The 13432-nt window shown below is 61.9% G+C and carries 8 protein-coding genes; 5 read left to right on the top strand and 3 right to left on the bottom strand.

The features are described from left to right. Nucleotides 1–9: 9 nt before the first annotated feature. The 3 genes from EL338_RS08795 to EL338_RS08785 all read left to right on the top strand — a co-directional run bounded on the left by EL338_RS08795 (nucleotide 10) and on the right by EL338_RS08785 (nucleotide 5995). Nucleotides 10–1899 (top strand): ATP-binding protein, encoded by a 1890-nt coding sequence (locus EL338_RS08795; RefSeq protein WP_126333414.1) that lies wholly within the window; start codon nucleotides 10–12, stop codon nucleotides 1897–1899. 635 nt (nucleotides 1900–2534) lie between these two features. Continuing rightward, complete coding sequence (locus tag EL338_RS08790) at nucleotides 2535–4112, top strand: IS1634 family transposase (RefSeq protein WP_126336751.1); 1578 nt, start codon at nucleotides 2535–2537, stop codon at nucleotides 4110–4112. 305 nt (nucleotides 4113–4417) lie between these two features. Further along, complete coding sequence (locus tag EL338_RS08785; protein WP_126336751.1) at nucleotides 4418–5995, top strand: IS1634 family transposase; 1578 nt, start codon at nucleotides 4418–4420, stop codon at nucleotides 5993–5995. A gap of 50 nt (nucleotides 5996–6045) precedes the next feature. Here the strand turns inward: EL338_RS08785 and EL338_RS08780 are convergent, their stop codons facing one another. Beyond that, nucleotides 6046–7629: an IS1634 family transposase gene (locus EL338_RS08780; protein ID WP_126333413.1), complete on the bottom strand. Its 1584-nt coding sequence runs from the start codon at nucleotides 7627–7629 to the stop codon at nucleotides 6046–6048. A 141-nt stretch (nucleotides 7630–7770) separates the two neighbouring features. Between EL338_RS08780 and EL338_RS08775 the strand changes: the two genes are divergently transcribed. Together EL338_RS08775 and istB are read left to right on the top strand one after the other, a co-directional pair. After that, nucleotides 7771–9132 carry a Mu transposase domain-containing protein gene (locus tag EL338_RS08775; RefSeq protein ID WP_126333412.1) on the top strand — a complete coding sequence of 454 codons (1362 nt, stop codon included), beginning with the start codon at nucleotides 7771–7773 and terminating at the stop codon, nucleotides 9130–9132. Then, the gene (istB, locus tag EL338_RS08770) at nucleotides 9129–9971 is read left to right on the top strand and encodes an IS21-like element helper ATPase IstB (RefSeq protein WP_085130819.1); all 843 of its coding nucleotides are present in this window, start codon (nucleotides 9129–9131) and stop codon (nucleotides 9969–9971) included. Before EL338_RS08775 ends, istB begins: the two co-directional genes overlap by 4 nt. 614 nt (nucleotides 9972–10585) lie before the next feature. Here istB and EL338_RS08765 read toward each other — a convergent pair. Together EL338_RS08765 and EL338_RS08760 are read right to left on the bottom strand one after the other, a co-directional pair. Beyond that, nucleotides 10586–12796 carry a 3'-5' exonuclease gene (locus EL338_RS08765; RefSeq protein ID WP_126333411.1) on the bottom strand — a complete coding sequence of 737 codons (2211 nt, stop codon included), beginning with the start codon at nucleotides 12794–12796 and terminating at the stop codon, nucleotides 10586–10588. A gap of 280 nt (nucleotides 12797–13076) precedes the next feature. Next, nucleotides 13077–13415: a hypothetical protein gene (locus EL338_RS08760; RefSeq protein ID WP_126333410.1), complete on the bottom strand. Its 339-nt coding sequence runs from the start codon at nucleotides 13413–13415 to the stop codon at nucleotides 13077–13079. Between the last annotated feature and the right edge of the window lie 17 nt (nucleotides 13416–13432).

Genomic DNA, 13432 nt, shown 5'->3' with positions numbered 1-13432 from the left:
TGCTCAGGCATGAAAGACATCCAACCACTCAAGACGCTCACCGACGATGCCGCTGCCGCGTGGATCAAGCAACGGGTAACGAACGTAATCAAGAGCTATCACAACGCAGCCGATGTCATCGCAGAACCCATTCAGAACGCCGTCGATGAGGTTCTGTCGGCCGAAAGCATAGGTGATACCGGGCAGGTACGCATCGTCCTCGATACCGATGAGGACAGGATCGCGGTGTGGGACAACGGCCGAGGTATCGGCAGCGATATTATCGAGCGGTATCTGGCACCCGATGTTGGATCCAAGCGCGAGGCCTTCCTCAAGGGCCTAGTCCGTGGCCACAAAGGCGTCGGCCTCACATTCTTGGCGTATGGTTTCAATTTTTTCGAAGTAGAGAGCCGCACGTCCGACGAGCATTATCGCGTACGGATCGAAGGGGGTCGGTCATGGGTGGAAAGCACCGACTCCAGCGTCGAACCTCCGATCGGAAAGCTATCGGTTGTAGGCGTGGACGTTCACGATGGTCGCCTTGCTGCCCCCGGGACGATTGTGACCATCGGCCTTGGACCGCTTACCGAGCCTCGTAGCCTGCGCCATGCGTTTCCTAGCATTGATTACGCCGCTACCGCCATTCGAAATCAAACCGCCATTGGCATCGTCGAGCCACCCGCCATAACGAAAAAGCGCAAACTTGTCGCAACGCTCGAGTACCGTGCGCACGGCAACTCCGACAGCCGCGACGTGCCCGCCCTTTATCGGTACCCGCACATGGACACTCGAGCAGGAGTTCGGACTCTAGACCTAGGCAATTGGCTGAAGAAAAACAGGGGGACCGAGCCGCAGGCCAAGGAGCGCAAAGCCTATCACGCATGTTATATGAATTTGAGTCCAGACGACCTGCTCGAGCTAATCAAAGATAGACACGGAGAGAAGCTCGTCACTTCCGAGGAAGTATCCACGTTTGTCAGGCAGCACGAGGTAAGTGCCTACTGCCTCTTCTCATATAGCGCGAGCTATCGTGACCAGATTCGAGAAGCCTGGAACATCCCCGGCAATCGAAAGTTTCTGTACTCGCCGAGCCTACGAATCGCAACTGACGGGATGATCTCGTCGTGGTCGCGGGAGATTGCCCTAACACACCGCGGATTTAACGTCGACCGCACCTGGATCGTGTACAGCATGCGAGGCATCGAACCCGACCTCGGACGTAAAGATTTTCCCCCGGAGGTCAAGGACTTCATTGCAATCACTGAGGAGCTGATAGCGAATGATGTCGCCAATAAGAGTCGACCATTTCTTCGAATTGCGCCACCGAGAAGTTCCGGCACGCCGAGTGGCTATGTTTCACCCGCTGTCAAGGCGTATCAGCGCCGTCAACGCCCGCTGAATCCGCGCCACATTCCGGGCTTCGGTGACATTCAGCTTGCAACTGAGCCAGTATCAGAGCAGGATGTAATAGCTCTGTTCAACGAATTAGTAGGAATGGGTATACTGTGCCACCTACGCCCAGTTTTCTATAGCGGTTTCGATTATTACGACTCGTATTTTGAGTATGCCGAAGCGGTAACCGACAGTCAGGTTAGAGAGCTCCTTCCTGGAATTACCGATGTAGATGAACGAGAGCGCGAGGGCGTAGCAGAGTTCAAATTCAACGCCGATTCAATAATCGATGACATAGTGGCATCGATAAAGAAGTGGACGGATATGACATTCCTCCTCTGCTGGGAAATCGGCAAGAACCAACGTAGCCTCGGAGGGGATGAGATCACGATCGATGAACCAAGTGATCCGGCAAGCCGGCGCTACCATGGCATAACCCATATCGGCCGGCTTCAAAGCGGCGGCGACCACACCGTGTTCATCTTAGCCCTCAAGGATTTTCTACGAATTGTTTCCGCAGACAGTTAATGCCGGAGCCCTAACTTCGCACGACCCAGCAGTGGCGACACCTTCCCACCGTCATCCGAAGCGACCACTTCGGCATTGGGGCTCCCAAGGCCCTTGGCATTACTGACTCTCTGTGCCATGCAAGGTCGCAATCTGGGGAGCCTCCGTTGCGACCACGGCCGTATTGATCGTGACCTGAGGACGACGCCCGAGCGGGTACGCAAGAAAACGAACAAACGGCGTAGTCGTGTGCCTTTACCGCTATCGATAGAGAAAGAGTTCGCGACGAATCGATGGCTGACCAAGAAAGGGTGCTGGTTGGACCGATGGCAGGGGCAGCCGATGGCCGGCGCCAGACTGCCCGTTTCGAGCGTCACCTGAGTTAGGACATTTTTAGTGCCCCGTGTTTGATGCCTAGGTCGTTGAGGATTTTGCGCTCGGTGGCGGGGATCGCGGGCGGGAAGGTCTGGGTGGCGCCGTTGATGGTGATGGTGGCGCCTGAGTTAGGACACCCCCGGCGGATTTTGGAATCGGAATCGCTTTGACCTGTGGTTTTAGTTTGCGATGGTCGGGTTTTGGCTTACTAAGCGGGTAGGGTCCGGTGGGTGTTCGTGCGTAAAGTGCGCACTGCCTCGGGCGCGGTGGCGGTGCAGGTGATGCGCAAGGACGGCCGCCGTGACGTGCTGGTCGAGCACATCGGATCGGCTCATACCGACGCCGAACTGGGTGTGTTGCTCGAACAAGCCCGGCGGATCGCTATCGGTGATCAAGATGTGCTGGATTTCGAGGTACCTGCTCGCGCGCAGCGCGTCGCTGATGTGGCCGATTGGCGCCACGGCACGTTGACGTTGCCGGCCGGTGTCCCCAAGGGTGCGCCGGCGGCGCCGGGGCGCACCGCGGCGACCAGTTCGCGGCTGCTCTACGACGTCATCGGAGGCATCTATGACTGGATAGGGTTCGATGCCGTCGCCGATACAGTGTTCCGGGATCTGGTGATCGCCCGGATCGTGGAACCCACCAGCAAGATGGATTCGCTGCGGGTGCTGGCTGACCTGGGTGCAGAACCGATGTCCTATAAGACTGTTCAGCGTCACCTGGCCAAGGTCAACGCTGGCAACTACCGCGACGTGATCGCGACCAAATGCTTCATCCATGCCGCCGACCGTGGCACCTTGAGCCTGCTGCTCTACGACGTCACCACGCTGTATTTCGAGGCCGAGAACGAAGACGACCTGCGCCAGGTCGGCTACTCGAAGGAACGCCGCGTGGATCCGCAGATCGTGGTCGGCCTACTCGTTGATCGCACCGGATTTCCGTTGGAGATCGGCTGCTTTGAGGGCAACACCGCCGAAACCACCACGCTCATCCCGATCATCACCGCCTTCGCGCAACGCCACGACCTCGGTGACACCCCGATCGTGGTCGCCGCGGATGCCGGCATGCTCTCAGCGACCAACCTCGCCGCCCTCGATGACGCCGGATTGGGATTCATCGTCGGCTCCCGAGCGGTGAAGGCTCCAATCGATCTCGCCTCGCATTTCTATTGGAACGGTGATGTTTTCACCGACGGGCAGATCATCGACACCGTGACACCCCGGCATGCCAAGAGCGTCGTCAATGACACCGACAAGCGCGCCGAGCCGGTCTGGAACCCCGAGGATCATTCGGGGGCGTGGCGGGCGATCTGGGCCTACTCGGCCAAACGCGCCCGCCGTGATCAGAAGACTCTGCACGCCCAGGAGACCCGCGCCAAGGAGGTCATCAGCGGTCAGCGGGCTGCGAAATCGACCCGATTCGTCAAAACCACTGCCGGTGGACGCGCCCTCGATGAAGTCAGTTTGGCTCGCGCGCAATCTCTGGTCGGGTTGAAGGGCTACGTCACCAACCTCAGTGTCGAGGTCATGGCCGCCGCGGAAGTCATCGCCAAGTACCACGACCTGTGGCACGTCGAACGGTCATTTCGGATGTCCAAGACCGATCTCGAGGCCCGGCCTATGTTCCATCGCACCCGCGAGGCGATCGAAGCGCACCTGACCATAGTGTTCACCGCCCTGGCCGTCGCGCACTGCATCCAGGAACGCAGTGGCCTGGCCATCGCCAACGTCATCAAACAACTACGGCCACTACGTTCAGCGACCATCGTCATCAACGGTGCCAGCCAAGCATTCCCACCCGAAATTCCTACGCCTCAACGGAAAATCCTGACCGCACTCGGCATCAAAGTGGCTTACTAAGCCAAATGTCCTAACTCAGGTTTGATGCCTAGGTCGTTGAGGATTTTGCGCTCGGTGGCGGGGATCGCGGGCGGGAAGGTCTGGGTGGCGCCGTTGATGGTGATGGTGGCGCTGCGCAGCGGGCGCAATGTCTTGACGACCTTGGCCCTGAGTTAGGACACCCCCGGCGGATTTTGGAATCGGAATCGCTTTGACCTGTGGTTTTAGTTTGCGATGGTCGGGTTTTGGCTTACTAAGCGGGTAGGGTCCGGTGGGTGTTCGTGCGTAAAGTGCGCACTGCCTCGGGCGCGGTGGCGGTGCAGGTGATGCGCAAGGACGGCCGCCGTGACGTGCTGGTCGAGCACATCGGATCGGCTCATACCGACGCCGAACTGGGTGTGTTGCTCGAACAAGCCCGGCGGATCGCTATCGGTGATCAAGATGTGCTGGATTTCGAGGTACCTGCTCGCGCGCAGCGCGTCGCTGATGTGGCCGATTGGCGCCACGGCACGTTGACGTTGCCGGCCGGTGTCCCCAAGGGTGCGCCGGCGGCGCCGGGGCGCACCGCGGCGACCAGTTCGCGGCTGCTCTACGACGTCATCGGAGGCATCTATGACTGGATAGGGTTCGATGCCGTCGCCGATACAGTGTTCCGGGATCTGGTGATCGCCCGGATCGTGGAACCCACCAGCAAGATGGATTCGCTGCGGGTGCTGGCTGACCTGGGTGCAGAACCGATGTCCTATAAGACTGTTCAGCGTCACCTGGCCAAGGTCAACGCTGGCAACTACCGCGACGTGATCGCGACCAAATGCTTCATCCATGCCGCCGACCGTGGCACCTTGAGCCTGCTGCTCTACGACGTCACCACGCTGTATTTCGAGGCCGAGAACGAAGACGACCTGCGCCAGGTCGGCTACTCGAAGGAACGCCGCGTGGATCCGCAGATCGTGGTCGGCCTACTCGTTGATCGCACCGGATTTCCGTTGGAGATCGGCTGCTTTGAGGGCAACACCGCCGAAACCACCACGCTCATCCCGATCATCACCGCCTTCGCGCAACGCCACGACCTCGGTGACACCCCGATCGTGGTCGCCGCGGATGCCGGCATGCTCTCAGCGACCAACCTCGCCGCCCTCGATGACGCCGGATTGGGATTCATCGTCGGCTCCCGAGCGGTGAAGGCTCCAATCGATCTCGCCTCGCATTTCTATTGGAACGGTGATGTTTTCACCGACGGGCAGATCATCGACACCGTGACACCCCGGCATGCCAAGAGCGTCGTCAATGACACCGACAAGCGCGCCGAGCCGGTCTGGAACCCCGAGGATCATTCGGGGGCGTGGCGGGCGATCTGGGCCTACTCGGCCAAACGCGCCCGCCGTGATCAGAAGACTCTGCACGCCCAGGAGACCCGCGCCAAGGAGGTCATCAGCGGTCAGCGGGCTGCGAAATCGACCCGATTCGTCAAAACCACTGCCGGTGGACGCGCCCTCGATGAAGTCAGTTTGGCTCGCGCGCAATCTCTGGTCGGGTTGAAGGGCTACGTCACCAACCTCAGTGTCGAGGTCATGGCCGCCGCGGAAGTCATCGCCAAGTACCACGACCTGTGGCACGTCGAACGGTCATTTCGGATGTCCAAGACCGATCTCGAGGCCCGGCCTATGTTCCATCGCACCCGCGAGGCGATCGAAGCGCACCTGACCATAGTGTTCACCGCCCTGGCCGTCGCGCACTGCATCCAGGAACGCAGTGGCCTGGCCATCGCCAACGTCATCAAACAACTACGGCCACTACGTTCAGCGACCATCGTCATCAACGGTGCCAGCCAAGCATTCCCACCCGAAATTCCTACGCCTCAACGGAAAATCCTGACCGCACTCGGCATCAAAGTGGCTTACTAAGCCAAATGTCCTAACTCAGGCCAGACTGCCCGTTTCGAGCGTCACCTGAGTTAGGACATTTTTAGTGCCCCGTGTTTGATGCCTAGGTCGTTGAGGATTTTGCGCTCGGTGGCGGGGATCGCGGGCGGGAAGGTCTGGGTGGCGCCGTTGATGGTGATGGTGGCGCTGCGCAGCGGGCGCAATGTCTTGACGACCTTGGCGATGGAGCATCCGGTGCGTGACTGGATGGCGTGGGAGACGGCCAGGGCGGTGAACACGATGGTCAGGTGCGCCTCGATGGCCCGGCGTTGACGGTGGAACATGGGCCGCGCGGCGAGGTCGCTCTTGGACATCCGAAAGGACTTCTCCACGTGCCACAGGTCGTGGTACTTCGCCATGACCTCGGCAGCCGGCATCACCGCGGCAGGCACGTTCGAGACGTATCCCTTGAGGCCGACGAGGGATTGGGCGCGGGCCAGACTGGCCTCGTCGAGGGTGCGGTCATCGCCGCGGACCTTCACAAACCGGGCGGACTTGCCCGCCTTGGAGCCCTCGACGATGGCTCGGGCGCGGGCTTCTTGGGCGGCCAGGGTCTTCTGGTCGCGGCGGGCCCGTTTGGCCGAGTACGCCCAGACCGCCCGCCACGCTCCCGGTGAGGTCTCGGGGTGCCAGGCCGGCTCAGCACGCCGGCTGATGTCGTTGACGACGCTGTTGCCGTGCCGGGGTGTGACGGTGTCGATGATCTGTCCGTCGGTGAAAACATCACCGTTCCAATGGAAGTGGGACTCTAAGTCTTTGGGCGCCTTGGTCACTCGGGAGCCGACGATGAACAACAGCCCCAGCTCATCGAGGGCTGTGAGGTTCGCCGCGGAGAGCATCCCGGCATCAGCAGCCACCACCAGCGGTGTGCCGGCGAGGCCGTGGCGTTCGACGAAGCCGGCGATAATCGGCACCAGAGTGGTCGTCTCGGCGGTATTTCCCTCGAAACAACCGATCTCCAAAGGGAAACCACTGCGATCCACCAGCAGTCCGACCACAATTTGAGGGTCGACCCGCCGTTCTTTGCTGAACCCCACCTTGCGCAGCTCATCCTCCGATTCAGCCTCGAAATACAAGGTCGTAACGTCATAGAGCAACAGGGACAGCCCACCGCAATCACGGGAGTAGTCAAAGCACTTCGCGGCGATCGCATCCCGATACCCACCCGGGCCGATCACGTCCAGATGGCGCTGGATGGTCCGATACGACACCGTCGTAGCGCCCAAGTCTTCGAGCACCCGGATCGAGTCGAGCTTGCTGGTCGGCTCCACGATCCGGGCGATCACCAGATCCCGGAACACCGCGTCATCGACCACATCGAATCCGAGCCAGTCATACACGTGCCCGAGGACCTCACGCAGTAACCGCGAGGAGGTGCCCGTGATGTGACCCGGGCCGGCCGACGCCGGCGCCACGGTCTCATCGGCGGGCCGCCAGTCGGCGACCTCGCCGACACGGGCGACCTTGCGGGCTACCTCCAGATCCAGACCCTGTTGATCACCATCGGCGATCCGGCGGGCCTGCTCCAGCAGAACCCCCAGCTCAACGTCGGTATGGGCGGACCCCAGATGAGCCAGGATCTCGTGTTTGCCCTGGTTCTTGCGGGCCACCTGCACCGCTGACCGCGCTCACTGAAATTCCCCACTGACGCTCATCGAAATTCCCCACCCGTGTGGCTCCGCCGAGAAGGGCGGGCCTCCCTCGATGCTGCTGGTGTCTGACGCCAGTAGCTCCAGTCGAAGGAGGCCCGCTTTCTCATGCTCACATGGGAGGACGACATGGAAGTACACGCCCTACGAAAACGTGGTTGGTCGATCTCTGCGATTGCCCGTCACACCGGATTCGACCGCAAAACAGTCCGCAAGTATCTGGCCGGCGATGGCAAGCCCGGAGTGCGGGCCAGGTCGGGTCCGGATCCGTTCGACCCGTTCGTCGACTACGTGTCGGCCCGGCTGGTCGAGGACCCGCACTTGTGGGCCCGCACCCTTTACGACGAACTCGAAGGCCTGGGTTTCGGGCTGTCGTATCAGAGCCTGACCCGCAACATCCGCACCCGAGGTTTGCGGCCGGACGGCCAGGCTTGCCGCACCGCCACCGACCGACCCAACGCCATCATCGCGCATCCGCCGGGTGAGGAAACCCAGTGGGACTGGCTGGAATTGCCCGATCCACCCGAATCGTGGGGTTGGGGGAAGAAGGCGTTCCTGTTGGTCGGATCGCTGGCACATTCCGGGAAATGGCGGGCAGTGCTCTCACCGTCGATGGATCAACCGCACCTGGTCGCCGCCATCGACAAGATCTGCCGCGGCCTGGGTGGACTGAGCAGGGTGTGGCGGTTCGACCGGATGGCCACCGTCTGCGATCCCGGCTCAGGTCGAGTCACCGCATCGTTTGCCGGGGTGGCCAAACATTACGGGGTGTCGGTGGCGATCTGCCCGCCGCGCCGCGGTAACCGCAAAGGTGTGGTCGAGAAGGTCAATCACACTGCCGCGCAACGCTGGTGGCGCACCCTGGCTGACGACATGACCGTCGAACAGGCCCAAGCCAGTGTGGATCGTTTCTCCCGTGTGCGCGGGGACACCCGCATTCGGGCCACCGTCGGCGGGCGATCCTCGGTGGCCGTGGTCGCCAAGGCCGAACCGCTGGCGCCGGTGCCGGCGGCGCCGTATCCGGTGATCGTGTCGCAGTCCCGGACCGCCTCGCGCCAAGCGTTGGTGTCCTACCGCGGCAACCGGTACTCGGTGCCACCGGAGCTGGCTGCCGCGCAGGTGACGATCAGCCATCCAATCGGTGGCCAGTTCTGCGACATCGCCACCACGAGTGGGATCGTGATCGCGCGACACCGCATGGCTGCCGACGGGCTCGGTGTGATGGTCCGCGACAGCGGCCACATCATCGCCCTGGACACCGCGGCGATGGCCACCGCTAACACCGGGCGACCGCATCGCCGCAAGGAACGCATCCCACCCGGCCCGGCCGCCAAAACCGCTGCCGCACAACTGCGTGCGCTCCGCGACACCACCGCCAATTCGGCCGAATCAACCACGCCATCAACCGATTCCACTGTCATCGACCTGTCCGTCTACGAGCGGGCCGCCCAGAAAAGGACCCTGCAATGACCCCCACCCCACGCACCCCGAAAACCACCACCGAGACACCGGCGGCCGCGGCAAGCCGCTATCAGCAACTGCGGTCGCACCTGGCCGAGCTTAAACTCACCGCTGCCGCCGAGGCCCTGCCCTCGGTGCTCGACCAGGCCACCGCCGAGGGCCTGTCGATCACGGTGGCCCTGGAGCGGCTGCTGGCCGCCGAAGTCGATGCCAGCACCGCCCGCCGCCTCGCTGGAAGATTGCGGTTCGCCAACCTGCCCACCCCCGCCACCCTCGCCGATTTCGATGTCGACGCCGCCGCCGGCATCGACCGCGCACTGATCGACGAACTGGGCACCTGCCGCTACCTCGAATCGGCAACCAACGTCCTACTGATCGGCCCGCCGGGCACAGGAAAAACGCACTTATCAGTTGGATTAGCAAGGGCCGCAGCACATGCCGGATACCGCACCTACTTCACTACCGCCGCCGACCTGGCCGCACGCTGCCACCGCGCCGCCATCGAGGGACGCTGGGCCACCACCATGCGGTTCTACGCCGGCCCAACACTGCTGGTGATCGACGAACTGGGCTACCTGCCACTACCAGCTGAGGCAGCCTCGGCGCTGTTTCAAGTCGTATCCCAACGCTATTTGAAGACCAGCATCGTCATCACCACCAACCGCGGGGTCGGCGCATGGGGCGAAGTACTCGGTGACACCACCGTCGCCGCCGCCATGCTCGACCGCCTCCTACACCGGTCGGTGGTCATCAATCTCGACGGCGAGTCCTACCGGCTACGCGACCACCACGCCGCCGCCGAAAGCCTCCGCCGAGCCGCCACCGGAACCCGTCAACCCCTACACTGACCGGTGCTCACAGGTGAGGAATTTCGGCGAGCACACCTGGGGACGTTCGATGAGCGCGATCACCGCCACCGCACCGGAGGAAGTGCGCACCTTCCGCACGTACGCCACCGCCCGAACCTACCCCGTTAGTGCCCCTAGTGCCCCAAATCACCACACGAAACCCCAGGTCACAGCGATAAGACCCCTCAGATCCCCGATCGATGTCCTAACTCAGGCCCAAGGCCCTTGGCATTACTGACTCTCTGTGCCATGCAAGGTCGCAATCTGGGGAGCCTCCGTTGCGACCACGGCCGTATTGATCGTGACCTGAGGACGACGCCCGAGCGGGTACGCAAGAAAACGAACAAACGGCGTAGTCGTGTGCCTTTACCGCTATCGATAGAGAAAGAGTTCGCGACGAATCGATGGCTGACCAAGAAAGGGTGCTGGTTGGACCGATGGCAGGGGCAGCCGATGGCCGGCGCCAGACTGCCCGTTTCGAGCGTCAGTGGGTTGTTGCCCCACGACTGAGGTGATCTCGCAGCCGTCGTTTAATGACCGCAGCACACGGGCCGGTGCGCCAAGACACAACGCCCAGCGACGTCATTACTGGCTCTGCCCAAATCTCAAGTATCCTACGGCCCCAATAGTTGCGACTTCTTTCCACTCCACGTGACCACCAACGCATCCCGCGCGCGGCTGCTAGCAACATAGAGCAATGAGCGTTCCCGCAGAAGCGCCTCGGCGCGCTCCTCCTCGGGCACGTTGCGCACGGACGCCGGCAACGGTACGTGCTTCTCGTCGGCGCCCACCAGTACCACCCTGGAAAATTCCATCCCCTTCGCCCGGTGCATGGTCATCACGAGCGGTTGACCCGGTATCGACGCGTTCTTGTCGACGGCGCGCGCAGAAACGCCGCGCTCGCCGAGCCCTCGAACGAAACGATCGCGTTCGTCCTGACTGCGGGTGAGCACGGCGATGCTTTCGGGCTCCACACCGTCCTCCACCAACCATGACTTGACCTTCGCCGCCACCGTCTCGAGTTCGGCACCCAAGTCAGAACACGGAATCAACTCCGGGACTGGGCCATTGCGCGCGGAGCGATAGTCACTGGTCGACTCCTCCCCCTGTTCGAGATCACGATACTCCGCACCGGAAAGCACGCTCACCGCGAAGTGGAGGTTCTGCGCCGTAGTCCGATAATTCAGTGTCAGTCGACGGGATCGACCGACAATCTTGATCCCGAAGCGGCTCAACACAACCGGACTGCCGTAGATCCGTTGGTGCGAGTCCTCGGCGATGAACAGGTCGTTGGGGCCTTCTGCCACCAACGCCCTCAGTAATGCCCAGTGCGTGGCATGCAGATCCTGCGCCTCGTCCACGATGACGTGGTCCGCCAGGTAGCTGCCATCACGCTCGGCACGGACGCGCAGCGCTTCGGCGGCGAGCGCGAGGACTTCCGGGAAACTGATTGTTTCGTCCATCTGACTTTGCCGACGGAACGCCTCGACCAGCTTCCAGACGGCGATGCGCTGCGGACGGCTGAGCCGCACCCCGCGACCCGGTCGCGCAATCTTGGCGTACTGCTCCAGCGTGGTGATGCGATTCGCCAGAACTACCGCTACGTACTCACTCTCGAGAAATGCGGGACTGGCGAGTTTGGCATCCAGACCCGAATCGACCGACTGTGCGACGTCTCGCCACACCGCGTCAGATGCTGTCCTCTTGGAACCGAACTCGGCGACCGGACCGAACACTCGCCTGCAAGCCTCTGTCGCGGCGTCTCCCGAGCGGTACAGCACATCCCTGCCGAGTGCGTCGATACCGCCCACATGCACTCCGGGATCTCCGGGTCTATCGGCGATAAGCACACCGGGATCCAGCGCCTCGAGGTCGGTCTTCAGCCCTTGGGCGAGAGTGGCGTTGTAGGTGGTCAGGATGATCCGGGCGTCCGGCTTGTCGCGCGCCAGGCGGCGTGCCCGATGGATGGCGACGACAGTCTTACCGGTGCCGGCACCCCCTGAAAGACGGAATGCGCCAGAGAAATCCGACTCGACATACTTGCGTTGCTCGGGGTGCAGGAAGGTGCGCCACGCCGCAAAGTCGCCGCCTTCGATGACTCGGCGAAGCTCTTCGTTGTCCTCGATGAACGCAAACTGCATCTTCGAGGCCGGGCGCTCCAGGGCGGCGATGATCTGCTGGTCCTCATCGAGGGATGTGTCCACCGGTTCTTTGGCGAACCCATGGTTCTCCCGGATCGTCTCGATCGCGACACCCGTGGCGAGTTCGAGCAGCGCACTACCCTCCCATTCGAGCCCAGTCGCCGCGACCTCCAAAAGCGCCGACTCGTCCGGTGCTTCCATCGACTTGGCTGCCAGCGCGGGGCTGATGCCCAACCCGTCGGTCAAGTCGGCGAGGGTGTAGCCGACCCCGGCAAGATAAGACAGTGCCGGCTTCGAAACCGGTTGCTCGACGGGAGCAACCGGCATTGGCTCTGCAGGAGCGGACTCACCGATCAAACCTTCGAGAGTGCCGTTGATGGGATTGACCCGCAGGGTGGCACGTTCGGCGAGTTTGATGGCGTCGTCGTGGCTCCAGGTGCCCATGTAGATATACGTGGGCCCGCTGGACTTGTCGTCGACGCGGAACAGCACCGCGCGATAGTGCAGGTCGACGCGCCCCGTCCGCACGCGGGGGTCGATGGCGACGTGGAGCGGTTCGATGTGCAGGGAGGGCTGAGTGTCGTCGGCGGCAAGTTTCTCGAAGAAGTCGTACACCTTGTTCTTGATCGAACCGTCCAGCTTGGACATGCCTTTACTGTTCGATGCGATAACCAGATTCGCCACCTACACCACTCCGTTCAATTTCAATGCCTGACAAACTTTGTCCACGTCGGGCGAGAACAGCGGCCTCGCAAGCGAACGGCCCACACCTGGTTCGAGTTTTCGTTACATGCACCGTAACTGCGTTTTCGTCGGGCTCACTACTCGGAACTTCGGTATATCGTCGCCTGCGACCGCGGCATTCGGCAGGTGCAATGCGAACTAACAATCAGGACCCGTTCATCGGACACCGCATCGTGGGTACTGCCGCCGCGGACTGAGCTATGTGCCCGAACTCAAATGTTCACTCCTGTTCGGGAAGAACTGTGAAACCGTTCTCTGCGTTGTACTCGAGCAGCCGCTCTGCGACGATTCGCGGAAGATCGCGGTACTTAACCAGCCCCAAGTCGCGCGTATTTTTCCAACGGTAATCAAGGTCGCGCTCACCCTCCGAACCATCATCAAGGAGCTGGGGACCCCACACTCGGACCTCGATTAGCACGCCATCGGTCCAGTCGGCCGTGAAGTAGGTCGGACGGAAGTCTCTAACCCGCCGAATACCCTTCGCCTCGTCGGTGCACGCGCCGCATCTCATGTCGCGGAGTTCCCCATACTTGAGCGGGAACCTCTGATGGTGCTTCACTTTCACTGAGTCTCAAT

Origin of the sequence: Mycolicibacterium chitae, assembly GCF_900637205.1 — a bacterium.
In the GTDB taxonomy this organism is placed as follows: domain Bacteria; phylum Actinomycetota; class Actinomycetes; order Mycobacteriales; family Mycobacteriaceae; genus Mycobacterium; species Mycobacterium chitae.
The sequence above is the reverse complement of the archived record's forward strand: the minus strand, read 5'-3'. Positions and strand labels throughout refer to the sequence as shown.